The 24,057-nt window shown below is 57.9% G+C and carries 24 protein-coding genes; 8 read left to right on the top strand and 16 right to left on the bottom strand.

Translation table 11 applies throughout. The features are described 5' to 3' along the window. Positions 1-1,215 carry a winged helix-turn-helix domain-containing protein gene (locus tag ACP0GE_RS12205; RefSeq protein ID WP_424832214.1) on the top strand — a complete coding sequence of 405 codons (1,215 nt, stop codon included), beginning with the start codon at positions 1-3 and terminating at the stop codon, positions 1,213-1,215. Between the two features lie 3 nt (positions 1,216-1,218). Here the strand turns inward: ACP0GE_RS12205 and ACP0GE_RS12200 are convergent, their stop codons facing one another. Genes ACP0GE_RS12200 through ACP0GE_RS12190 form a run of 3 tightly spaced genes read right to left on the bottom strand, consistent with a single transcriptional unit; the run spans position 1,219 to position 3,848 of the window. After that, the gene (locus ACP0GE_RS12200; RefSeq protein ID WP_424832213.1) at positions 1,219-2,142 is read right to left on the bottom strand and encodes a helix-turn-helix transcriptional regulator; all 924 of its coding nucleotides are present in this window, start codon (positions 2,140-2,142) and stop codon (positions 1,219-1,221) included. A gap of 52 nt (positions 2,143-2,194) precedes the next feature. Continuing rightward, entirely contained in the window at positions 2,195-2,629 is a 435-nt protein-coding gene (hpaR, locus tag ACP0GE_RS12195; RefSeq protein WP_424832212.1) for a homoprotocatechuate degradation operon regulator HpaR, read from the bottom strand. Between the two features lie 46 nt (positions 2,630-2,675). Next, positions 2,676-3,848 (bottom strand): DUF3095 domain-containing protein, encoded by a 1,173-nt coding sequence (locus tag ACP0GE_RS12190; protein ID WP_424832211.1) that lies wholly within the window; start codon positions 3,846-3,848, stop codon positions 2,676-2,678. A gap of 129 nt (positions 3,849-3,977) precedes the next feature. Here ACP0GE_RS12190 and ACP0GE_RS12185 point away from each other — a divergent pair, with 129 nt between their 5' ends. The 4 genes from ACP0GE_RS12185 (at position 3,978) to ACP0GE_RS12170 (ending at position 8,485) form a co-directional block, all read left to right on the top strand. Beyond that, the gene (locus ACP0GE_RS12185; protein WP_424832210.1) at positions 3,978-5,150 is read left to right on the top strand and encodes an MFS transporter; all 1,173 of its coding nucleotides are present in this window, start codon (positions 3,978-3,980) and stop codon (positions 5,148-5,150) included. A gap of 31 nt (positions 5,151-5,181) precedes the next feature. Next, positions 5,182-6,219: a glycosyltransferase family 4 protein gene (locus ACP0GE_RS12180; RefSeq protein ID WP_424832209.1), complete on the top strand. Its 1,038-nt coding sequence runs from the start codon at positions 5,182-5,184 to the stop codon at positions 6,217-6,219. Between the two features lie 112 nt (positions 6,220-6,331). Further along, positions 6,332-7,354: an aspartate-semialdehyde dehydrogenase gene (locus ACP0GE_RS12175; RefSeq protein ID WP_424832208.1), complete on the top strand. Its 1,023-nt coding sequence runs from the start codon at positions 6,332-6,334 to the stop codon at positions 7,352-7,354. 213 nt (positions 7,355-7,567) lie between these two features. After that, positions 7,568-8,485 carry an endonuclease/exonuclease/phosphatase family protein gene (locus ACP0GE_RS12170; protein ID WP_424832207.1) on the top strand — a complete coding sequence of 306 codons (918 nt, stop codon included), beginning with the start codon at positions 7,568-7,570 and terminating at the stop codon, positions 8,483-8,485. Between the two features lie 2 nt (positions 8,486-8,487). On the opposite strand, the gene ACP0GE_RS12165 is transcribed toward ACP0GE_RS12170, so the two are convergent. Both ACP0GE_RS12165 and ACP0GE_RS12160 read right to left on the bottom strand, forming a co-directional pair. Further along, the gene (locus tag ACP0GE_RS12165) at positions 8,488-9,024 is read right to left on the bottom strand and encodes an SRPBCC family protein (RefSeq protein ID WP_424832206.1); all 537 of its coding nucleotides are present in this window, start codon (positions 9,022-9,024) and stop codon (positions 8,488-8,490) included. A gap of 242 nt (positions 9,025-9,266) precedes the next feature. Continuing rightward, complete coding sequence (locus tag ACP0GE_RS12160) at positions 9,267-9,740, bottom strand: phosphoribosyl-AMP cyclohydrolase (protein WP_424832205.1); 474 nt, start codon at positions 9,738-9,740, stop codon at positions 9,267-9,269. Between the two features lie 262 nt (positions 9,741-10,002). Between ACP0GE_RS12160 and ACP0GE_RS12155 the strand changes: the two genes are divergently transcribed. The 3 genes from ACP0GE_RS12155 to ACP0GE_RS12145 all read left to right on the top strand — a co-directional run bounded on the left by ACP0GE_RS12155 (position 10,003) and on the right by ACP0GE_RS12145 (position 12,572). Beyond that, entirely contained in the window at positions 10,003-10,392 is a 390-nt protein-coding gene (locus ACP0GE_RS12155) for a hypothetical protein (RefSeq protein WP_424832204.1), read from the top strand. 63 nt (positions 10,393-10,455) lie between these two features. Beyond that, the gene (locus ACP0GE_RS12150; RefSeq protein ID WP_424832203.1) at positions 10,456-11,838 is read left to right on the top strand and encodes a leucyl aminopeptidase family protein; all 1,383 of its coding nucleotides are present in this window, start codon (positions 10,456-10,458) and stop codon (positions 11,836-11,838) included. Continuing rightward, positions 11,835-12,572 carry an NlpC/P60 family protein gene (locus ACP0GE_RS12145; protein ID WP_424832202.1) on the top strand — a complete coding sequence of 246 codons (738 nt, stop codon included), beginning with the start codon at positions 11,835-11,837 and terminating at the stop codon, positions 12,570-12,572. The genes ACP0GE_RS12150 and ACP0GE_RS12145 overlap by 4 nt, the downstream gene beginning before the upstream one ends. Here ACP0GE_RS12145 and ACP0GE_RS12140 read toward each other — a convergent pair. From ACP0GE_RS12140 to ACP0GE_RS12090, 11 genes are all read right to left on the bottom strand, one after another. Further along, positions 12,569-12,919, bottom strand: a complete 351-nt coding sequence (locus ACP0GE_RS12140) for a DUF2794 domain-containing protein (protein ID WP_424832201.1) — start codon at positions 12,917-12,919, stop codon at positions 12,569-12,571. The two genes, ACP0GE_RS12145 and ACP0GE_RS12140, sit on opposite strands and share 4 nt — an antisense overlap. 72 nt (positions 12,920-12,991) lie before the next feature. Beyond that, complete coding sequence (locus ACP0GE_RS12135; RefSeq protein WP_424832200.1) at positions 12,992-14,656, bottom strand: ABC transporter permease; 1,665 nt, start codon at positions 14,654-14,656, stop codon at positions 12,992-12,994. Positions 14,657-14,758: 102 nt separating this feature from the next. Beyond that, positions 14,759-15,976 (bottom strand): phenylacetate--CoA ligase family protein, encoded by a 1,218-nt coding sequence (locus ACP0GE_RS12130; protein ID WP_424832199.1) that lies wholly within the window; start codon positions 15,974-15,976, stop codon positions 14,759-14,761. Positions 15,977-15,994: 18 nt separating this feature from the next. Further along, a complete protein-coding gene (locus tag ACP0GE_RS12125) occupies positions 15,995-16,828 on the bottom strand; it encodes an ABC transporter ATP-binding protein (RefSeq protein ID WP_424832198.1) in 834 nt (277 codons plus the stop codon). A 108-nt stretch (positions 16,829-16,936) separates the two neighbouring features. Next, positions 16,937-18,220 (bottom strand): ABC transporter substrate-binding protein, encoded by a 1,284-nt coding sequence (locus ACP0GE_RS12120; protein WP_424833848.1) that lies wholly within the window; start codon positions 18,218-18,220, stop codon positions 16,937-16,939. A gap of 77 nt (positions 18,221-18,297) precedes the next feature. Then, a complete protein-coding gene (locus tag ACP0GE_RS12115; protein ID WP_424832197.1) occupies positions 18,298-19,374 on the bottom strand; it encodes a branched-chain amino acid ABC transporter permease in 1,077 nt (358 codons plus the stop codon). A 3-nt stretch (positions 19,375-19,377) separates the two neighbouring features. Further along, the gene (locus ACP0GE_RS12110) at positions 19,378-19,635 is read right to left on the bottom strand and encodes a hypothetical protein (protein WP_424832196.1); all 258 of its coding nucleotides are present in this window, start codon (positions 19,633-19,635) and stop codon (positions 19,378-19,380) included. After that, on the bottom strand, positions 19,632-19,886 hold the full coding sequence (locus tag ACP0GE_RS12105) for a hypothetical protein (RefSeq protein ID WP_424832195.1): 255 nt from the start codon (positions 19,884-19,886) through the stop codon (positions 19,632-19,634). Before ACP0GE_RS12105 ends, ACP0GE_RS12110 begins: the two co-directional genes overlap by 4 nt. Next, on the bottom strand, positions 19,886-20,872 hold the full coding sequence (locus ACP0GE_RS12100) for a branched-chain amino acid ABC transporter permease (RefSeq protein ID WP_424832194.1): 987 nt from the start codon (positions 20,870-20,872) through the stop codon (positions 19,886-19,888). The genes ACP0GE_RS12105 and ACP0GE_RS12100 overlap by 1 nt, the downstream gene beginning before the upstream one ends. 29 nt (positions 20,873-20,901) lie before the next feature. Then, a complete protein-coding gene (locus ACP0GE_RS12095; protein ID WP_424832193.1) occupies positions 20,902-21,720 on the bottom strand; it encodes an ABC transporter ATP-binding protein in 819 nt (272 codons plus the stop codon). Positions 21,721-21,799: 79 nt separating this feature from the next. Further along, a complete protein-coding gene (locus tag ACP0GE_RS12090; protein ID WP_424833847.1) occupies positions 21,800-23,743 on the bottom strand; it encodes an AMP-binding protein in 1,944 nt (647 codons plus the stop codon). Between the last annotated feature and the right edge of the window lie 314 nt (positions 23,744-24,057).

Raw genomic sequence — 24,057 nt, 5'->3', positions numbered from 1 at the left:
ATGGCCTTGCCGCAGCTAAGCAATCGCGCGGCGCGGGCCGTATTCATGCAGCGCCACGCTCTGCTGGAACCGCCTGCTGGTGGCGCAAAGGGCGCAGAGCTGCTGGACCTGATCCATCGCCTCGGCTTTGTCCAGCTTGACAGCATCAACACAGTTGCACGCGCCCATGATATGATCCTGTATTCGCGCAGGCCCACTTACAGGGCTGGCAACCTGAAACGCCTGTACGAGCGTGACAGAGCATTGTTCGAGCACTGGACGCATGATGCAGCGGTCATTCCCATGGAGTTTTACCCCCACTGGCACCTGCGGTTTCAGCGGGATGCGGCGGAATTGAAGGCCAGATGGAAGAACTGGCGGCGCGACGGGTTCGAACAGCAATTTGAAGCCGTGCTGCAACATATTCGCGATCATGGACCGGTCTGTTCGTCCGATGTCGGCAAGGATGAACGCAAAGGCTCGGGCGGGTGGTGGGACTGGCATCCATCGAAAACGGCCCTTGAATACCTTTGGCGATCAGGCGCCCTGACAGTGATTGGCCGGGATGGGTTTCAAAAGCGGTATGATCTGACCGAACGGGTGATCGAACAGCACCTTTGCCCCGGCAACCTTCCATGCGATCCCAACGAAACCGTGGGTTGGCTTTGCAACGCGGCGCTGGATCGGCTTGGGTTTGCGACCTCGGGCGAATTGGCCGCCTTTTGGGATACAGTCAGCCCGGCAGAGGCGAAAGAATGGTGCAATTCGGCTCTGATCAAGGGTGAATTGGAGGAAATCGAGGTCGAATGCGCGAATGGTCAATCCCGGAAACTATTCGCCCGTCCCGGGATTTCGACCCATGCTGAGACCCTGCCCCCTGCCCCCGGTCGGATCAGAGCGCTCAGCCCCTTTGACCCAATGCTGCGAGATCGAAAAAGAACTGAGCGTCTGTTCGGGTTTCATTATCGGATTGAGGTTTTTGTACCCGCACCCAAACGTACCTATGGATACTACGTCTTTCCTTTACTGGAGGGGGATCGGCTGATCGGGCGGATCGACATGAAAGCCCATCGCGATTGCGGGGAATTGCGCGTCAAAGCCTTGTGGCCGGAACAGTCCGTACGCTGGTCGGATGCGCGGACGAAACGGCTTGAATCCGAATTGGAGCGTGTCCGAAGGTTTACCGGAACTGAACGAGTGATCTTTGCCGGGAACTGGTTGAAAGAGGCAAAATAGGCTCTAACCAGGTCGAACATAGCTTTGATCAATGACCAGCCGATGCAGGTCACCCAGGGAATCCTCGGGCGTTTGACCGGACGTATCCAATTGCGCGGATGCCCGGCTATATTGGGTCTCTCTGTCGGCAAGGACGGATTTCAACTGGTCCATGGCCTCGGAATTGCCGTCCATGGGGCGCAAATCACCCTGCGCCCGAACACGTACCATATGTTCAACCGGAGAGGCACGCAGCCAAACCGTATAGAATTGGCTCAGCAAAGCGTCAAAGGTTGCGGGTTCAGCCACTATGCCTCCGGCAACGGCCAATACCAGATGCTGATGATCAGCGCTGACCCGATCCAGCGCCTGCGCTTCAAGCCGACGGTACCCCTCCTGACCATAGAAGGCCATGATTTCGGACAAAGGCATGCCAGCCAAGCCTTCAATTACGTTGGTCAGTTCGACAAAGGGCAATCCAAGTTGGTCGCCGAGCATTGCGCCCAGCGTCGATTTGCCAGCCCCCCTCAACCCGATCAGGCACACACGCCCGGCACGCCGGTCGCTGGGCTGACCCGATTGCAAAACGTTGCGCACGGCGTTTTGGACATCTGCGCTTGCGTTGCGGTAAAGGTCCAGCACGTTCAAACTGTCGGTTTCCCAAGGGTCTTCTTCGACGATGAACCACTCGACCTTACAATCCAAAGCCTCGGCGAGTCGCTGCAAAAACCCAACCGAGATATTGCCCTCTCCGGTCTCAAGCTGCGCAAGGTAGCGGGATGAGATTCCGGATTTTTCAGACAGAATCCTGCGCGACATACCGGCTTTCCGCCGCATCCTGCGCACCCGTGCGCCAACCCGTTCACCAAGGCTGTGCGACCGCAGCTCTTGCTGCGCAGCGTCTCTTTGCTGCTGTTCTTCTTCGGGCGAACCGGTGGGCGAAACCATACTCAACAAACCCAACTGTGTATTATAATGCACAATCTACGTCAGAGCCGGGTCAGGTGTCCAGTTCGTGCAATTCGCCCAAAAGATCTAGCAGCATCTCATGACGCTCGGCGCCCATTTTCTTGCGAATGGCTTCCGCCTGCTGAAGGCTTGCGGTCAGATTGTCAGCGATAATCTGCAAACCTTTGTCCGTGATCTCGACAATCTGCCGACGGCGATCTTCCGTGTCCGCACGCCGGGCGATCAGGTCCTTTTCCTCAAGCTTTCTGAGGATACGTGTCAGGCTGGGCAACAACAGACAGGCCTGATCGGCGATCTGAGTGGGCTCCTGCGCCCCTTTTTCCTGCAACACGCGCAGAACGCGCCATTGCTGTTCGGTCACACCAGCATCCGCCAGTATTGCCCTTATGGGTCCCATGACCTTCTCGCGCCCGCGCAAAAGCGCAATCGGCAAAGACCGGGACATAAGTGGGAATTCATCGGTCATACCGAATTTTCGCTGAATATTCCAAACGTTGCAACCAGTCGCAGAATCAGCCCTGATTTGTGCCGTCAAATCCGTGAAACCCCCGCATTCTTGCAGCGGCCTGCGCGTACCCACCCGACGCACCATCGACAAAATGAACGTGATCATCACGCATGGCAGAGGGGACAAAACAGGTCATCATCGCCTCACTCTGTGCGTGCAACCCATATCGAATTAGACCCTGTTCCTGGGCTTTTTCCAAAATTTCGGTAATGCGGGCCAACGTCTTTGCGTCGCAGTCCAGCGTCATCTTCAATCCATCATCGAACTTCCGGAAATCCGCGTTGCGACTGACCATGCGCTTATAGTGGCCGGGCTCGAATTCTCCCATTCGAAGGCCGGTCCAGAACAGTGAACCAATAAACAGGTTCTCAGCCAGTAATCGCAGTTTTTGCAGAAACAGGTTACGCCCCGCCCGTGCGACATGAGCGTCAATGTCAATCCCCGGTGGGGGCCAACCCATGGGGGGGCCGTTGGCCGGAACCGGGTGTCCCGCCCGATCCAATGCTTCGGACGCAGCCAAAACAGATCGTGACAATTGGCCAAAATCCCCCTCGTTAGCCTCCGATGTGGGCTGAATAACCAGAGAAACGATCTGACCATGCCGTGCACGGCTATTGGACCAACGGCATGACAATCCTGTCAAATCGGGTTGAGCGTCGGTGTCCGCAGGTGCGACCATATTATGCCCGGCCTTCATCTGCGCCTCAGCCCAGGCCAACCCACCACCCGAGAACATGGCGTAGTCCACTCCGGCAGACGGCGCGTAACGCGCGACCCTCAGATCACGACCTGCCTTGCGAATATCGGCCATGGGAACCAGCGCCGCGCGCAGCGGCATGGCGAATTCAGTCTCTGCCCAACTGCGCAACCGTGCCAGCGTGTCACGGGCGGACCCTACATCTGCCTGCGATACCGCAAAGGCGGCACCATCTCCGCCAAAGACATATGGAAATTCCTTTCCGCCCAACGCGTTGATCGCGCCCGAAATGACGGCGGCCCCGACCATATTGACCGTTTTGTACCGCCCTCGCGCCATTTCACCGGTGGAGTCCACAATATCAGCGACCCCGACGACCCAATCATTCGGCAAGGCCGTGAACTCGGCCGGGTCGCTCAGCCGAAGAAAGTCATCCGAAATTGGAACCGAAGCATAAAAATCCTGATCGGCGGCGGTCATTGCACCTCCTGATAAAATGAATTGCGGAACAGTTAGCACGATTGTGACGCTTTTTGCCCCCCAAACCACAACGCATGCGCTTGTTTGTGATTGCACTACGTGCCAAGCATTCCGCCGAGGAGGACGAACATGCAGGCAGGTTTGGTGGTTTTGTGTCTGGCATATGTCCTCAGCCAGTTCTTTCGCGCGTTTCTTGCGGTGCTGACAGCCGATCTGGGCCGGGACATCGGCGCCACCCCCGAGGATCTGGCCTTTGCTTCAGGGCTTTGGTTTCTTGTCTTTGCGGCGATGCAAATTCCTGTGGGTTGGGCGCTGGACCGGGTGGGGCCACGCCTCAGTTCTGCGATACCCTTGCTGGTTGGTGGCGCCGGGGGGGCGGCTATGTTCGCTGTGGCAACCAACCCTTTGCACATCAGTCTGGCCATGGGCCTGATCGGAGTTGGCTGCGCGCCGGTCCTTATGGCGTCTTATTTCATCTTTGCGCGTGAATTTTCCCCGGCCAGATTCGCCACTTTGGCCGCAGTAATGCTGGGCGCGGGTTCGGTGGGGAATCTCATTGCCTCCTACCCGACCGCCCTTGCCGTCGAATGGGTCGGTTGGCGCGCCACAATGTGGGGTTTGGCAACTATCTCGGCCGTCATAGCAACCGGCATATGGTTCACCGTGCGGGATCCCCAGCGTGTCGAGGCCGAGCAAAAGGGATCTCTGCTTGATCTTCTGAAAGAGCCCGCCCTATGGGCGATCCTGCCCCTGATGCTGGTGGCTTATGCCCCATCCGGGGCGCTGCGAGGGCTATGGGCGGGCCCCTATCTGCGGGACATATTTGCGCTCGACACGTCGCAAATCGGTCAGGCCACGCTTGTGATGGGCACCGCGATGATTGCCGGAACTTTTGCCTATGGACCGTTGGATCGTATTCTGAATACTCGTAAATGGGTTATCTTCGGGGGCAACGCGCTGAGCCTCGCGGCGCTGATTTTATTGATCCTATGGATCGAAAGCGCCGTCTGGATTTCCGTTCTGCTTCTGGCCATCGTCGGCTTCACCGGGGCCTCCTTCCCTGTCATCATGGCCCATGGGCGCGCCTTCATCCCGCCGCATCTGGTGGGGCGCGGCGTGACCTTGCTGAACCTGTTCGGAATTGGCGGGGTCGGGCTTGCCCAGTTTGCCACCGGTCGCATTCACGCAGCGGCAACCGGCATAGGCCCAACCGCGCCCTATGCTGCCATATTCGGCTTTTTCGCCGTGACCTTGGGTATCGGCTGTGTCATCTACCTGTTCAGCCGGGACAGCATGGACTGACCCCACCCGGACCACCGGATAGGAGAGCGCAATGCCGGATATAGAAGTAGTCGCGCCGAATCTGAAACACAGCCTGTCGGGCGTTACAACAACCATCATCAGGCTGCTGCCTATCCAGGAAAAGCTGATCAACATCCGTGCAACAGGCCCAGGTTTGCCGGGCGATATCCCCCATATTCGCCTTTGGAAGACTCTGTTTTTGCCCAACCGCAAGCCCATCGTCTGGCACGCACGACGGAACACCGAGATGCTGATGGGCCTGTTTCTGAAAACCGTCCTGCGCCGAAATTACAAGCTGCTGTTTACCTCCGCTGCTCAGCGCAATCATTCGGGATTCACCAAAAAGCTGATCTCGAAAATGGATGCTGTCATCGCAACAACACCGCAGGCAGCGTCCTTTCTGGAACGGCCCTCGACCGTGATCATGCACGGCGTGAACACGCAACTTTTTCACCCAGCCGAAGACAAAAACGCCTTGCGCGCCAAACTTGGACTGCCTTCGGGAACCCTGATCGGTTGTTTTGGGCGAATCCGGCCGCAAAAGGGTGTTGATCTGTTGGTGGATGCAGCAATCGAGGTTCTGCCTGCCTTCCCTGACGCCAAAATCATCTTTACCGGCAATGCAACGAAAGAGTTCGAGGCCTTCCAGCGCGAACAGGAAGACAAGCTGAAACGGGCCGGTCTGGGTACTCGGGCTCTGTTTCTGGGTGAACGTCCGTGGGATGAGATTGTCGAAACCTACCGGGCGCTGGATTTGTTTGTCGCGCCCGCGCGGCACGAGGGGTTCGGGCTCACCCCGCTTGAGGCCATGGCTTCGGGCGTTCCGGCCATTGCCTGCAACAATGTCGGGGCGTTCAGCGCTCAGATCCAGGACGGTGTGACCGGCCGTCTGGTGGACAAAGACAACGCAGAAGCACTGGCCCAAGCTCTGCGCGATATGCTCGCGGATCCCGGCAAAATGGCAAAGGCCGGAGCGGCAGCACGACAGCATGTCGAGCAGAATTTTCGAATCGAGGGCGAGGCCGAAGCCATCGTTAAGGTCTATCGCACGTTGCTGGATTCAAACTGAGCATCGGGAAATGGCGCAAATCGTCATCACAAACCGATTATTGGCCCGATTCCTCTTTTTTATCCGCTGCAACGCGGCTATGAACGCGCGTCCTTAACTTTGGAGACATGAAATGGGCTATCGCGTCGTTGTCGCCGGCGCCACAGGTAATGTGGGCCGCGAAATGCTGAACATCCTGGCGGAACGCCAGTTCCCGGTCGATGAAATTGCCGCTCTGGCAAGCCGTCGTTCGCTTGGAACCGAGGTGAGCTTTGGCGACAAGACACTGACGACCCAGGACATCGACACGTTTGACTTCACCGGCTGGGACATGGCGCTGTTCGCCATCGGCTCGGACGCAACCAAGACCTATGGCCCCAAGGCCGCTGCGGCAGGTTGTGTGGTGATCGATAACTCGTCGCTATATCGCTATGACCCGGACATTCCGCTGATCGTGCCGGAATGTAACCCCGAGGCGATCCACGACTACAAGAACAAGAACATCATCGCCAACCCCAACTGCTCGACCGCGCAGATGGTTGTCGCGCTGAAGCCGCTGCATGATCGTGCGCGCATCAAGCGCGTGGTTGTCTCGACCTATCAGTCGGTTTCGGGTGCCGGTAAAGACGGCATGGATGAGCTTTGGGATCAGACCAAGGCCATCTACAACCCGACCACGGAAGTAGAGCCGAAGAAATTCCAGAAACAGATCGCCTTCAACGTCATTCCGCAGATCGACGTCTTCATGGAAGACGGCTCGACCAAGGAAGAATGGAAGATGGTTGTCGAGACCAAAAAGATCGTCGATCCGTCGATCAAGGTCACTGCGACCTGCGTCCGCGTTCCGGTTTTCGTCGGCCATTCCGAGGCTGTGAACATCGAGTTCGAGGAATTCCTGGATGAAGACGAAGCCCGCGATATCCTGCGCGAAGCACCGGGCATCATGGTGATCGACAAGCGCGAAGACGGTGGCTACGTCTCGCCCATCGAATGCGCGGGCGATTTCGCCACCTTCATCAGCCGTATCCGTCAGGATTCGACCATCGAGAACGGCCTGAACCTGTGGTGTGTTTCGGACAATCTGCGCAAGGGCGCCGCCCTGAACGCAGTGCAGATCGCCGAGCTGCTGGGCCGTGAGATCCTGAAAAAGGGCTGATCGCCCGGCTTCCAATCACGCACTAAGGAAACCCCGTCGTCTCTGGCGGGGTTTTTCATTCAAGGTCCGGATGCGCGCGGCAATTGGCCAATCTCTGCCGCGCCGCGCACCGTTGACAAAACCGGCAAGCCTTGTCACCAGATCAACGGGTAATCCCAATAGGCGCGCCAGAGCAGGCTACACATATCATGGGCGCGGCAATTGAGGCGGTGTATGCAGGTTCTGACAAACAAGCGACTTGTGCGAATCCTGATCCGGGGTTGCTCCTGCATCCTGATTGGTCTGGCGATCTTTGGGTTTACCGGGCACTTCTTCTCTGCCGGGGATTCTATCGCACTCCTGCGTTTGCAAATCGGAGTGTTGCTGGCCGTGTTCACCTTCGGCCTGTTCCTAATTCGCGCCAAATATCTGGCGCCTACGGCCTTGGCCACCGCAGCAATCGCCATCGGCTCAATCGCATTGGGCTTTACTGCGCCGTCCGAAGACTGCAACGGATCCTGCCTGACATTGTATCAGAAAAACCTGATGAGTCGGGCTTGGCCACGGTATTCGCTGGCCGACGATATCATCACGATGAATGCGGACATTGTGACGCTTCAGGAAGTGTCGGATCACAACCGTAAGTTCATGGCCAACATGTACGCGCACTACCAGAACAAGGTGTCCTGCAGGTTTCGCACCTATCAGGATGTTGCGGTTCTGACCAACCTTCCGGTTGTTGAAGGTTCAGAGTTTTGTCTGACCGGTTACGGGGTAGCCGGCCTGCAGGTCGTGGCACCCGAGGGTGAAGCCGTATGGGTTGTGTCAGTCCACCTGAAATGGCCGTTTCCATTCGAACAATCCGCACAAAGCCGCAGGATCGCCGAGCGGATCGCAGAACTGGATGGTCCCGTCCTGATTGCCGGTGATTTCAACATGGTCCCGTGGGGCGCCAGCGTGAAGCGCATTGCATCAGCCGCCGAGAACGAGGTTTTCGGAACCGTTGAAAATACCCATCACCTGGGCAGGTGGTCACTGCCCTTGTCAATTGATAATCTCCTGTTTCCCAAGGGCACAGTCGGGACGGTTGAACTGCGCCCTTATCTGGGCTCTGACCATCTGGGAAAATTCGCCCGGTTCCGGTTGCAGTGACCTTACGACCCGGTTTCCACCAGGGCCTTCAGATTTTCCAACCCACGCTCGTAATCGCCGCCGACCCAGTTATCCATCATCAGCCCCATCCAGCGCGACATCGGGTTCATGCCCAAATCAGATTCGAAACCCCATGTAACCTGCGTTTCCGACCCTTCGGGCTGCAGCAGAAAATATGCTGACGCCGTACCCATAGACCCGAAATCCAAGGCCGTTTTCACTGTCTGGTTTTCTATGCTTTCCGTAATCTCCTGCGAACCGATACCCACTTGCGGATGCTCCGAACTCCAGTTCAGCGTGTTGCCAACTCCGGCCTCAGGTCCGCTGTAGGACAATTTGGTCTCTGGATCGCGTGACAGCCAGGGGGACCATTTTTCGGTCTCCTGCATCGAGTTTACAAACGGAAAAATCGCCTCGGCAGGCGCGTTGATCGTGATGCTGCGGGATACTTCTGCCTTGCCGGGTAACAAATAGGATACCCCGATCAGAACCAGTACAATGATCAAAATGGTCGCCAAAATTCGTTTAACAAGTCTCATGGAACGCTCCGAATCCAATATTGATATCGGCAACGTACCAAAAGTTCGCATAAAATCAGAGACCTGATTGCCGAACCCTCGGATAGCGAGAAACGCCCTTTGACCGGGGTCACGGTATCGCAGCCCGCGCTGGGTAACGGACCCATACTGCACAACGGGCAATACAAACCAGATGGGCAGCAGGCCCCAAACGCCAGCCTGACTGTCCGCCGAAACCGGCCTCGCCTGATGCTCCCCTAGCGTTACGGCCTGTAAGGCAAAGATGAGTGGTGCAGCACGATACGCAAGGTTCCTTCGGAATCTTTCCTGTAGCCAAAGCTCTTGTCGACCTGCGTGACGTTGCCGTTTTTGTCCGTCAGTTCGATCTTTCCCATCCACATGGCGACATCACCTTCGGCAAAACTTGCTGCCGTCTCGCTGTTCATCGAACGCCAACCTTTGATCCCGAACCCACCGTCCAGCGGGTATTCGGTGTCATGGCCGACAAAATAGGCCAACGCACCGTGGCGCGTCGGGCGAAAAGTCTGATCTCCTGAGGCCATGGTCGGCTTGAAAAGGACCGGTCCCAGGTTATAACCATAAGCGGCATCCAGAACGCTTTCGGCAACAGGACGGGCGGCATCGATACCGCCCTCTTCATAGGCCTTTGAAATGGCGATCAGACCTTCGCCCCATGCATTGCGCGCAGCGGCCAGCTCATCAGTGGTAATCGGCATAGTCCTGTCCTTTCCTGTCCGCCGTGTTGCTGCAGGTAATTGGCAGCAAGTGAAAGTCAAAGCAAGAGCCCCAGATTTTTAGCCTGACAATGTGACGTCATGACGGGGGTTACAAAGAGTACTTAATGCGAAACTTTGACCTTCAACCTGTGCTGTCTTCTGAATTCGCAAAAAATTCGAAACAATATCCCTGTCGGCAGCAACGAATTGCAAAGACATTTTCGCCAACATCACCCTGCGCCGTGGGGGCGTTAAGACCAGGGTGAATGTGGTGGAAAAGATTATCACGCTTGAACAACAGGAATCCGTGCATCTGGATCCCGACCGTCTGGGTGGGCTGTGCACTCAATTGGGCGACACGAATGCGGTGGACGTTTTGTGCCGCACGATTGAAGAACTGGCCTTGCGCCTGTCCAATTGTGAGCGGTTCTGGCGGCAACGCAATTGGGTAGACCTGCGCAAATGTGCCAAATCACTGGTGGCGATTTCCGATCAAGTCGGGATGACGGCGCTGGCCCGTGTTGCGGGTGATGTAGTGAACACCGTCGACACCGGGGATGTTGTGGCCACGGGCGCAACGCTCAGCCGGTTGATCCGAGTTGGTGAACGGTCGCTGACTGCTATTTGGGACCAGCAGGACCTTTCGGTCTGACAGGGGTTGCAGGCTGAATACGGACCGATAGTCTGGGCACCAACCGAACCAGTTGAGACGCCCATGACCCTGTCCTTCGCACCGCCTTCCGATCCTGCCCTTGATCTGCACGTCATTGCCCAGCCCGATCTGGAAGGTTGGCTGGAGACCCAACCCGAACATGTTCGCGCATGGATCGCAACCAACGGTTTTTCCGCAGCTCTGGGGCAGGTGCTGATCATACCCGGCGGCGATGGCTCTGCCGATTGCGTACTGGCCGGTTACGGCACCAAAGCCAAACGCGCGCGTAAACGATTTCCGCTGGCCGCGGTCGCTGAATCGCTGCCCAAGGGGACATATCGTATCCGTTCGGGATTGCCCGAGAAAGCCGCGCCCACCGAAGCGTTGGGCTGGTTGTTGACCGGTTACGCCTTTGACCGGTACGCCGTCCAGTCACCTGCCAAGGCTCGTTTGATTGCACCCGAAGGGATCGACGCCGCGCGGATCGAAGCACTTGCGCAGGCCGAGGGTTTGATCCGTGATCTGGTCAACACTCCGGCCTCTGACATGGGTCCCGACCAGCTACAGGCTGCATCCGAGGGACTGGCCGAGGAGTTTGAAGCCTCATGCAATGTGATCACCGGAGAAGGCCTGTTAGAGCAGAACTTCCCCATGATTCACACCGTTGGTCGCGCCGCAGATCAGGCCCCGCGTCTGATTGAAATGAATTGGGGCAACGTGGGGCCAAAGCTTACACTGGTTGGTAAAGGCGTATGTTTCGACACGGGCGGGCTGGACCTGAAACCGGCGGCCGCCATGGGGCTGATGAAAAAAGACATGGGCGGGGCAGCCAATGTGCTGGGTCTGGCGCGCATGATCATGGCGCTGAACCTCCCGCTGCAATTGCGGGTCCTGATCCCGGCGGTCGAGAACGCGGTCGCTGGAAACGCCTTCCGCCCCGGTGACATCCTGACTGCACGCAACGGCCTGACGGTCGAGATCAACAACACCGACGCCGAAGGGCGTCTGGTGCTGGCTGACGCATTGGCGCTGGCGCAGGAAGGCGAACCGGACCTGGTGATCTCAATGGCAACCCTGACCGGCGCCGCGCGTGTGGCGGTGGGGGCTGATCTGGCCCCGTTTTACACGGATGACGATCAGACAGCGGACAGTCTTGCACGCGCCGCCCGGCAAGCCGCCGATCCGGTTTGGCGGATGCCATTTCACGAACCCTACGAGGCCCTGATTGAGCCGGGCATCGCTGATCTGGACAACGCGCCGTCGGGCGGGTTCGCCGGATCGATCACCGCCGCACTGTTTCTGCGCCGCTTTGTGGGCGACTGCCGATACGTGCATTTTGACATCTATTCCTGGCAACGCAGCAAAGAACCTGGCCGCAGCAAAGGCGGACTTGGACAAGGCCCGCGTGCCCTGTTAGCAGCCCTGCCCGAGGTCCTTGGCTTATGACCCAAATGCGCGTGATCGAACCCGTCGCCGACCTGCTGCGCCAACCGGAGGGCCCGCGAGATCGGCAATTGCTGTACGGAGAGGCGGTCGTGGCCGCGGATGAAATCGATGGCTTTACCCGCATCACATCAGAAAAGGACAGCTACCCCGGCTGGATCCGTACCGACCACCTGGGTCCGATTGAACCACAAACCCATTGGATTGTGGCGGCTTCAACCCATGCGTATGAGCGTGCCGACCTGAAAAGCCCCGATCTGACATCGCTGAGCTTTGGCAGCCGCATTCGCGCCCTGTCCGAAAAAAAAGGGTTTTTGGAAACCTCTTTGGGGTTCATCCCCGCAGTTCACGCCGTGCCCGCCTATTCCCGCCTGACCGACCCGGTTGCAGCGGCAGAGCTGTTTCTGGGCACCCCGTATCTGTGGGGCGGCAACAGCCGGTTCGGGCTGGATTGTTCAGGGCTTGTGCAAGCCTGTCTGCTGGCCTGCGGAGTCCCTTGCCCGGGCGACAGCGGAGATCAGGAAAAGGTTCTGGGCAATCCTGTGCCTTCGGGGACCCAGGCACAGCGCGGTGATCTGTTGTTCTGGAAAGGTCATGTCGCCTGGGTCGCAGCTGAAAACCTGCTGCTGCACGCTAACGCCTATCACATGGCTGTTGCGCTGGAAGCGATGGATCAGGCCATTGCCCGGATCTCAGAACAGGGCGACGGGCCGGTTACGGCCCACAAAAGGCTCTAATCCAGGTCAACCGAGCGGATCAGCTTGCGCTCAAGCACCCGCAGAACCGTCCGCAGATCGGGTCCGCGTTTCAGGATCCGCCCGTCCATCCCCACGACCGAGTACATCCCTTGCCGCAATCGCAGACGCGGGTGTTTTTCAACACGATAGATCGGATGCTCGGCGGTGCGTCGAAAGATCGAAAACACCGCCATCTCTCTCAGGTTGGAAATTCCGTAATCCCGCCATTCCCCGGCGGCGACCATCCGGCCATAGACGGACAGAATCTGAGACATCTCTCGCCGGTCAAATGCGACTGGCATCTGCGCCGATTGTGAGGGAAACCGGCTGGGAGGCTGCATGTTCATGCCTCCAGCCTTGCCGGAAAATGCGTTTGAATCAAGCCCGGTGGAAATCGGTGTGGCACATTTGAGCCACCTTTAACGCCGCCCGACCTGCTGGCAAATCAGGATAACCGGCAACAACCCCACCGCCAGGATGACCAGCGATGGCACCGCCGCGCCCTCCAACCGTTCATCCGACGCCAGCCGGAACGCCTGCACCGCCAAAGTGTCAAAATTGAAGGGTCGCATGATCAGAGTAGCCGGAAGCTCTTTCATGACATCGACAAACACGATCAGCAAAGCGGTCAGCAGCGAGGGTGTCAGGATCGGCAGGTGCACCCGCCGCAAAGTGCCCAACGGCGACTGACCCAGTGACCGGGCTGCGGCATCCATATTGGCGTGAACTGTGCTCTGCCCGCCTTCATAAGCGCTGAGAGCGGCAGCCAGAAACCGCACCATATAGGCCGCGACCAGCAGCCAGATCGAACCAGTGACCAGCAAACCTGTTGAAATGTCAAAGTTTTCACGCATCCACGCATCCAGCGCGTTGTCGAAACCAGCAAAAGGAACGATCAGCCCAACCGCGATCACACCGCCCGGAACCGCATAGCCCAGCCGCGCCAGATAGGCCACTGTGGCCGACCCGCGCCCGGGGCGCAGGCGTTGGTAGAACCCAATCGCAATCGCCGCGCAGACCGTCAACACGGCCGCCGTCCCCGCCAGTGTCAGCGAGTTTCGAATGAAACCGATATAGCGGGTCGACAGTAGATTCTGCTCTGATTCCATCCCCATCTGCACCAGAATGACCACCGGTAGCAGAAACCCGAACAGCACGGGAATTGCACACAGCAGGAACGCCGCCACCGACTGCCAGCCCTTCAACTGGGCCGCAGGCAAGATGACCTGACGTTTGCCGGCCTGATAATACTTGGCCTTACCGCGTTGTGTGCGTTCACTGACCGCCATCACAAGGGCAAATGCCAGCAAACACAGCGCAAGCTGGGCCGCCGCCGCCCTGTCAGCCATGGAAAACCAGCTTGTGTAGATGCCGGTGGCAAATGTCTGCACCCCGAAATAGGCAACAGTGCCAAAGTCGGCGATGGTTTCCATCACTGCCAACAACACGCCCCCCGCAATTGCAGGGCGCGCCATCGGCAGAGAGACGCGCCAAAAAGCACCCCATGGCGAGTTGCCCAGCGCCCGCGCGGCCAGAAAGGCCGTGGCGCTTTGCTGCAGAAACGCGGCACGGGCCAGCAGATAGACATACGGATAAAGAACAAGGATCAGCATCACGGCCGCACCCTCGGTCGAGCGGATTTCAGGGAACCAATAGTCGCGCGGCCCCCAGCCGGTTACATCGCGCAGGGTTGTCTGCACGATTCCCGGATGATCCAGAATGAACGTATAGGCATAGGCCAGCACATAGGCCGGAAAGGCCAGAGGCAGAACCAAAGCGATCTCAAGGAATCTGACACCGGGAAAACGGGTCATAGTGACCAGCCATGCAGCACCTACTCCGATCGAGAATGTTCCTGCTGCCACAAGCACCACCAGAATGGCCGTCGTCAGCGCGTAGCCGGGCAATACAGTCTCTAATAAATGGGAAATCGTATCCGTACCGCCGGTCACAGCCGCCAGAACAACGGCCACCATGGGCAACAGACAAGCCGCCGCGACCGCATAGGCGATACCCCCGACCAACCGCGTGCCAAGCGCACCGCGATTGCGCGTCCCGTGTTCTGAATATTCGACTTCGGCCATGATCTGTGACTGGCATTCCGGCAGATTCAGTCTTTAATCGACTAAAATGCTAAGAAACGCCAGTGGCTGTGGCAACAATTCTTCGGCGCTTTGTGCCGCAGATCACTCGTAAACGCGCTGGTCCTCGATCACCAACCCGTCCTTGGGCAGGGATCCGGGGGCCACAACTTCGATCGCGCCTTTCAGTTTCAGCACTTCCACCACGGATTTGGCATAGGCCGTATCGTTGCCACCGGGGCTTTCGATCTGAACGGTCATCGAATCCATCTCACCCTCGCGCGTCGCAATGACCCGCGCTTTGACGATCTCATCATGCTTGTCGACCAGTGCCGCCACCTGTTCGGGCCGCACGAACATGCCCTTGATCTTTGTGGTTTGATCGGCGCGACCCATCCAACCCCTGATCCGCGCGTTTGTCCGGCCACACGGGCTTTGCCCCGGCATCATCGCCGAAAGATCACCCGTGGCAAAGCGAATCAACGGATAATCGGGGTTGAGTGAGGTCACCACCACCTCACCCACCTCACCCGGCGCGACCGGGGTTCCGGTGCCTGGGGTTACAATCTCGACGATGACATGTTCGTCGATGATCATCCCCTCCATCGCAGCGCTTTCATAGGCGATATTGCCCAGATCGGCAGTGGCGTAGCATTGCAGGCAGGATATGCCCCGATCGACGTATTCCTGTCGCAGACTGGGGAACAAGGCCCCACCCCCCACAACGGCCTTGGAGAAACTCAGCGTCACGCCCATCTCATCAGCCTTGTCGAGGATGATTTTCAGATAATCCGGCGTGCCTGCATAAGCTGTACAACCTACGTCCCGTGCCGCAGTCACTTGCAACTCGGTCTGGCCGGTGCCGGCAGGCAGGACGGCAGCCCCAACTGCACGAGCCCCATTTTCAAAGATCATACCTGCCGGCGTCAGGTGATATCCGAAACAGTTCTGTACGATATCTCCGGCGACGACACCCGCCGCATGCAGGAAGCGCCCCATGCGCCACCAGTCGTGATCGGTGCCGCCGGGTTCGTAGATCGGGCCCGGTGACTGAAACACATGGTGGAAATGCCGCGCGGGTTTGGTGGTAAACCCGCCAAACGGCGCGCGTTCGGTTTGCGCCTTGATCAGGTCAGATTTACGCAGCACCGGCAGGGCGGTAAGATCATCCGCAGATTGGACTGAATCAGTGTCTAAACCAGCTAGATGTGACGCAAACCCGGGGGCACATGTCACACGTTTCAACTGCTCGCGCAGCGCCGCAGCCTGGTCGCTTGTACGTTGGTCGGCTGATCGGGTCTCGAGGGTGTCATAGAAAGTCATCGCCAAATCCTCCACCGCTTACAGCCATCTCTTACGGCGGCGGTATGAGCGCACGTCGCGAAAGCTCTTGCGGCCCTCGTCCGACATGCCGAGGTAAAATTCCTTAACGTCCGGATTCTCGCGCAATTCGGCGGCTGGGCCGTCCATCACCACACGGCCCGATTCCAGAATATAACCATAGTGGGCGAACCTTAGAGCCACATTTGTATTCTGTTCAGCCAACAGGAAAGACACGCCTTCTTTCTCGTTCAGGTCCTTCACGATGCCGAAGATTTCTTCGACCAACTGCGGGGCCAAACCCATCGAGGGTTCGTCCAGCAGGATCGTCTCGGGCCGCGACATCAGCGCGCGTCCCATCGCCACCATCTGCTGTTCCCCGCCCGAGGTATAGCCTGCCTGCGATTTACGACGCTCGGCCAAACGCGGAAAGTAGGAGTACACCAGCTCAAGGTCCTGCTGAATCGCCGCGTTGCCATCCTTGCGGGTATAGGCACCGGTCAGCAGGTTCTCCTCGACCGTGAGGTGTTCGAAACAGTGGCGGCCTTCCATCACCTGAATGACGCCCTTTTCCACCAGATCGGCCGGGTCGCTTTCATGCACGCTTTCACCACGATACCTGATCGAGCCTTTGGTGACCTCGCCTCGTTCCGAATGCAACAGGTTCGACACCGCCTTGAGTGTCGTTGTCTTACCCGCACCATTGCCACCCAGCAAGGCTGTGATGCCGCCCTTGGGCACAGTCAGGCTGACGCCTTTCAGCACGAGGATCACGTGGTTGTAGATCACCTCGATATTGTTGACCTCAAGCAGGGTGTCCGCCTGCACGTCGGTGGTTTGAGCCGCATCCAGCATCAGCGCGTGTCCTCATGCCTGCCCCATTTGGGGCTGTCCGTAAGGAGCGGCAGCGCAACCGCCGCTCCGGTTTTTAGGGCACCCCGGAAAGTCCGGGGCACAAGTTGCTTATTCGCAGCGCTGCGAGATATTGTTCTCGGCCGCGTAGGCACCCGAGTCTTCGTCGATCAAGGCATTGATGACCTCGACATCGGTCGGCTTGAAATCCTGGATCGAATTCCATGTCCCAGCCGCAGCATCCCATTGGACAACACCGACCAGACCGGGGCCACCGTGGTTGTCACAGCTGACCGCGAACTCGGGCCCGAAACCGGACATACCCAGCCCTTCCATCTTGGCGTTGGTGATCTCCAGCGCTTCCATGCCGTCGCGCATCATCGACGCGTCGATCTCGGCAGTGCCGTGCATGTCCTGCGCAGTCTTCACCGCCTCGGCTGCCAGCATCGCGGCATAGAGACCACGATTGTACTGAACCGTACCCAGCTGATCGCCCGCGCCCGCGGCTTTGCCCGCATCCACAACATATTTCTGTAGATCGTCATAGACGGGATAATCCTTGCCGAGGCCGGTGAACGTCAGCGCCTTGTAACCGGTGGCTTTGTCGCCAGCAGGCTCAACGTCGAATTCAGCACCCGACCACCAGACGCCAATGAAGTTCTCCATCGGAAAGCGGATATTGGCGGCCTCTTGCACTGCAACCTGGTTCATCACGCCCCAGCCCCACATGATCACATAGTCGGGCTTTTCACGGCGGATCTGCAGCCATTGCGACTTCTGCTCCTGACCGGGGTGGTCGACGGGCAGCAGGGTCAGGTCATAGCCGTGCTTTTCGGCCAGCGTCTCCAACGTGCGGATCGGTTCCTTGCCGTAAGCCGAGTTGTGGTAGACCAGCGCGATTTTCTTGCCGTTCAGGTCCCCGCCGTTTTCATCCAGCAGATAGTTGATCGCGCCCGAGGCACCGTTCCAATAGTTGGCCGGATAGTTGAACACATGGCTGAACACCTTGCCATTCGCAGCCGAGGTCCGGCCATAACCCATCGTGTGCAGGGGGATGCCGTCGGCCGTGACTTTTGGGATCAATTGATAGGTAATCCCGGTCGACAGCGGCTGATAGACAAGCGCGCCTTCGCCTTTGGTTGATTCATAGCATTCCACACCTTTTTCAGTGTTGTAGCCGGTTTCGCATTCGACCACGCGGGTCGGAACACCCCCGATGCCGCCATCGCGTTCGTTCAGCAAGGTGAAATAATCGGCATAGCCGTCCGCAAACGGAATACCGCCCGCCGCATAAGGGCCAGTCCGGTAGCTGAGCGACGGGAACACAAGGTCGGCCATGACCGGACCTGCGGCCATCACGGCGCCCAGCGCCAGGGTTGCCAGTTTCTTATTCATCATCGGGTGTCTCCTCCCTTGGTTGATCCGATGTTGGGTTTCGGGCTTTCCACCCGTCTTTTGATTGGACCGGCCCCTTAGTGCGGGAACGGCCAGAGTCTGAGTTTCTCTTTTGCCACGCGCCACAGCTGAGCCAGCCCGTGCGGTTCGAGGATCAGGAACATGATGATCAACGCGCCCACGATCACGAGGTTCAGGTGCGCGACGATATCCGTGGGCCAGCCCAGCAGATCGACGCCAAGCAGCTTCAGGACAACCGGCAGCAACACCAGGAAAGCCGCCCCGGCGAATGAGCCGAAAATCGAACCTAACCCGCCGATAATGACCATGAATAGCACCAGGAATGATTTCTGGATGCCAAACACCTCACCCACTTCGACGGCTCCCAGATAGACCGCAAAGAACAATGCCCCCGAGATACCGACAAAGAACGAGCTGACAGCAAACGCAGTGAGCTTGGCCCTGAGAGGGTTCACCCCGATAATCTCGGCGGCGATGTCCATGTCACGGATCGCCATCCAGGTCCGGCCTGTGGTGCCGCGCGTCAGATTGCGCGCAATGATCGCGCTGACGGTCAGGAAGATCAGGCAGAACAGATAGGTCGCCCAGGCCGGAGCATTCGGGCCGGTGATGATGATGCCGAACACGTCCCGTTCCGGCGCGTTGATCTGACCCGAAGCGGAATAGTTGTAAAACCACGGCACCCGGTTGAACAGCCATACAAGGAAGAACTGCGCCGCCAGCGTCGCCACAGCCAGATAGAAGCCTTTGATCCGAAGGCTCGGCAGGCCGAACAGAACGCCCACAAAGGCTGTGATTCCACCTGCGAGAAGGACGTGGATGAACATGCTGACATCCGGGAAAGCCGTCATCAGTTTGTAACAGGCATAGGCCCCCACAGCCATGAACCCGCCCGTACCCAGCGAGACCTGCCCGCAATACCCCACCAAAATGTTCAACCCGATCGCCGCAATCGCATAGATCAGGAAGGGCAGCAGCAGGGCATTGGCCCAGTAATCATTGATCAGGAACGGGATGATCCCAAACGCCACGGCCAGCACGACGTAGTAGCGATACCGGTCAAACTTGATCGGGAAAGTCTGGCTGTCGGCGATGTAAGAGGTTTTGAAATCCCCGGCCTCACGATAGAACATATCTTACTTTCCCCATTCTTCCTGCGCCCGGTTCCGGGCCGCGGCGTCCAGTTGGTTTGAGCCTTTGGCGTATCCGGTGGCCTCGGAGGATCGGACCAGTTTCATGTAGGCGAAAAGGCCCATGACCAGCCCCGCAAAAGCCAGAATCGCCGCCACGACCAGTTGGCTGTCTGTCAGATCATCCGAGGTGATGGCGATATAGCCAAAAGCCCAGAACCCGGCCCAAGCAATCACGTTTATGACGGCGATCAGCTTGGTCATGCTGGAACCCTCACAGCCCGTTTATTCAGCCAGTGAACCACCGCCGAAAGCGAACCGTAGAAAAACAGAGGTTCCAACGCTCGCAAGTATGCAACATACAGCGCCATCCTCAGTTGCCATTCGGTATCAGCTTCCAACATCATGCTGGACGCTGACATGCTGACCTCAAAGCTCTCTCCAATCGCAAGGACCAACCCATAAATCAACAGAGCAATGGGCAGAGCTTTGAAAACGGGTTCCAGCTTCTCCATCATACCCTCTCGATGATCTTCTCGCCGAACAGGCCCTGCGGTCGGAAGACCAGGAAGATCAAGGCCAGTACGTAGGCAAACCAATTCTCGGTTGCGCCGCCCAGCGCAGGCCCCAAGGCGAATTCGAACAGCTTCTCACCAACACCGATGATCAACCCGCCAACGATCGCTCCGGGGATCGAGGTGAACCCGCCCAGCATCAATACCGGCAGCGCCTTGAGCGCGATCAACGACAGCGAAAACTGCACCCCCGATTTGGTGCCCCACATGATCCCTGCGACCAAAGCCACAAAACCCGCCACCGACCAGACCATGATCCAGATGAAGTTCAGCGAAATTCCAACTGACAGCGCCGCCTGATGGTCATCAGCCACCGCGCGCATCGCCCGGCCCTGTTTGGTGTACTGGCTGAAGGCCACCAACGCGGCCACCAGCAATGCAGCAATGACCGTCGCCACGATATCCAGATTGTCGATGAAGAAGCCGTAATCGAAGATGTTGAAGGTCGTTTCGTCAATCCACAGGTTGATACCCTGCGGCAAACCCACATCCAGCGTCTTGATCTCGGACCCCCACATCAGGTCGGCCACACCCTCAAGGAAATAGGCCAGACCGATGGTCGCCATGAACAGGATGATCGGCTCCTGCCCGACCAGATGTCGCATGACAAAGCGTTGCACTGCCCAGGCCAGCAGCACCATAACCGCCATCGTTAAAAGGATCGCCAGCAGCGCAGGCACATTCCAGCCGAAATAGTGAACATGAGTCCCGAAGATCGCGTTGATCAGATGCGCAAAGGGCACCTGACCATTCATGATCCCGACCAAGGTCATCGCCGCAAATAGGGCCATAACTCCTTGGGCGTAATTGAAAATCCCAGAAGCTTTGTATATCAACACAAAGCCCAGCGCGACCAGAGCATACAGCACGCCAGCCATCAGACCGTTGAGGATCACCTCCATCGCGAATACGAGTTGTTCAGGCATCTGCGCCTCCCCAAATATCTGTCCGGATATCAGTCATGGCTGACCCCCAGATAGGCGTCGATGACCTCCTGATTGTTGCGCACCTCGTCGGGCGTTCCATCCCCAATCTTGCGCCCGTAATCCATCACGACCACCCGGTCGCTCAGATCCATCACCACGCCCATGTCATGCTCGATCAGCGCAATGGTGGTTCCGAATTCGTCGTTCACGTCGAGGATGAAGCGGCTCATGTCCTCTTTCTCTTCAACGTTCATCCCGGCCATCGGTTCATCCAGCAGCAACAGCTTCGGTTCCGCCGCCAAAGCACGCGCCAGTTCAACGCGCTTTTTCAAGCCGTAAGGCAAGCGGGACACCGGCGTTTTGCGGATGTGCTGGATTTCCAGAAAATCGATGATCTTCTCAACAGCCTCGCGGTTCTCGGTCTCTTCGGCCTCAGCTTTACCCTTCCACCAGGCCTGCTGCAGGATGTTGGTTTTCATGAAGCTCAGGCGCCCGGTCATAACGTTGTCCAGAACGCTCATCCCTTCGAACAGGGCGATGTTCTGGAACGTCCGTGCAATCCCCTGCCGCGCGACTTCATAGGGCCGCATCGGGGGGCGCTTGGACCCATGGAACCAGACCTCGCCCTCTTGTGGCACGTAAAACCCCGAGATCACGTTCAGCATCGAGGATTTACCGGCCCCGTTCGGCCCGATAATGGCGCGGATCTCGCCCTCGCGGATGTCAAACGAGATATCCTTGATCGCCACCACACCGCCGAACCGCAGGGTGATGTTCTTCATCTCCATCACCACGCCACCGATCTTGCGACCGTCTTCGGTGACATATCCTTCTGAACTATCCAGCATCAGTCACTCCCAGACTTACGCAAAAACGGGATGGCGGGCGGGGCGATGACCGCAGGTCGAGCGGCGCGCGTCAGGCTCCTCATTCCGCCGCCACCTTGTGCTGCGCGACCGGCACAACCGGCGCGTCCACAATCTCCAATGTCGCCGAAATCGATCCCTTGCGGCCATCCTCATAGGTCACTTCCGTCGTGGTCGATACACTTTCCGACCCGTCATAAAGCGCAGCGATGATGTCGCTAAACTTCTCCTCGACAAATCCGCGACGCACCTTGCGGGTCCGGGTCATCTCGCCGTCATCCGCATCCAGTTCCTTATGCAGCACCACAAAGCGATGCACCTGACAGCCTGACAGCATCTCGTCTGCTGCCACGGATTTGTTCACCGCTTCCACATGGGCCTTGATCGTCTCTAACACACGGGGATGACCGGCCAGTTCCTGATAGGACGCATAGGCCACATTGTTCCGCTCTGCCCAGTTCCCCACCGCCGTCAGGTCGATATTGATGAACGCCACACAGCGATCCTTGCCATTTCCAAACAGCACCACCTCAAGGATATCGGGATAGAATTTCAGCTTGTTCTCGACATATTTCGGCGCGAACATCGACCCGTCAGCCATTTTGCCAACATCCTTGGCGCGGTCGATGATCCGCAAGTGGCCCGAGTTTTCCTCGATGAAGCCTGCATCTCCGGTGGCGACCCAGCCTTCGGCATCTTTTGTCGAGGCCGTCGAGTCCGGGTTGTTGTAATACTCAACGAACACCCCAGGCGAGCGGTAGTGGATCTCGCCACTGTCGTCGATTTTCAGTTCAACATCCGGCGCGGGGACGCCCACGGTGTCGGCGCGAACCTCACCATCTGGCTGTACGGTGATGAATACCGTGGCCTCGGTCTGACCATAGAGCTGCTTTAGATTGATGCCCAAAGACCGATAGAAATCAAAGATCTCCGGCCCAATCGCCTCACCCGCCGTATAGCCCACCCGAAACCGGCCATATCCAAGCGTATCCTTGAGTGGCCCATAGACCAGCAGATTGCCCAGCGCGTATTTCACCTTGTCGCCAAATCCTACCGGCTTGCCGTCCAGCAACTGACCGCCGACCTTTTTGGCATGGGCCATAAAGTGATGGAACATGCGCTGCTTCAGCTTACCCGCGTCCTCCATCCGGATCATCACGTTGGTCAGCTGAGTCTCAAACACACGCGGCGGAGCGAAGAAATAGGTCGGCCCGATTTCGCGCAGGTCGGTCATCATCGTGTCGGCGCTTTCGGGGCAGTTCACGCAGAAACCGCACCAATAAGCCTGACCGATGGAAAAGATGAAATCGCCGACCCAGGCCATTGGCAGATAGGACAGGATGTCCTCATTCCGGGTCAGATGATCGAATTCGGCCGAGTTCTTGGCGCTTTCAATGACATTCCGGTTCGACAGCACCACGCCCTTGGGCTTGCCCGTGGTGCCCGAGGTGTAAAGCATCACGCAGGTATCATCGTACGTGATCTCCGAGATGCGCTTATCCAGTTCTGCATCGAACCGCGCATGACCGGCGCTGCCTTCGGCCATGATGTCCTCAAGCGCGTTCATCTGGGAATGGTCGTATTTCCGCATCCCGCGCTTGTCAGTGTAGAGGATATGTTTAACCTGATGCAGGTTTTCCTGAATCTCGATGACCTTGTCGACCTGCTCCTGATCGCCACAAACGACGTATTTCGCACCGCAATGTTCCAGAACATAGGCCATCTCTTCAGCGACCGAGTCCTGATACAGAGGCACAGGCACCGCACCCACCATTTGAGCCGCGACCATCGACCAGTAATGCGCCGGACGGTTGCGGCCTATGACGGCGATGTGGTCGCCCTTCTCAACACCAAGTTCCAGAAATCCCAGCGCAATAGCCCGGATTTCCTTGGCGGCTTCCGCCCAGGACCAGCATTGCCAGATCCCGAATTCCTTTTCCCGATAGGCCGGGGCATCCCCGAACTTGGTCGCATTGCGATGTAACAGCGCCGGAAGAGATGTCATCCCTTCAGCGCCCGACTGCGTCTGAGCCAATCTGTCTCTCCTCCCCATCCGGCCCCTCCCCGGGCCGAAAATGGCGGGTCCGGGATGGTGCCCGAACGCCATTGCCCCGATAAGGAACGCGGAAAAGATCAACGTCAAGTTTTGCCTGATGTTTTCTCAATTCTTACGAATTGTAACAGCTGTGAAGAAAGCAAGCCGGTCAGGCATTCAAAAGCTCTTCTTCCCAACACTTACAAGCAATGTTATGTGGCCCGTCAAGATCCTATGAGAAAGCGGCGACTGGTGCCAAAATCGCGCCGTCAAACACAGAATAG

Origin of the sequence: Ruegeria sp. (genome assembly GCF_965243365.1) — a bacterium.
Classification (GTDB): domain Bacteria; phylum Pseudomonadota; class Alphaproteobacteria; order Rhodobacterales; family Rhodobacteraceae; genus Ruegeria.
This window is presented reverse-complemented; position numbering and strand designations above follow the sequence as displayed.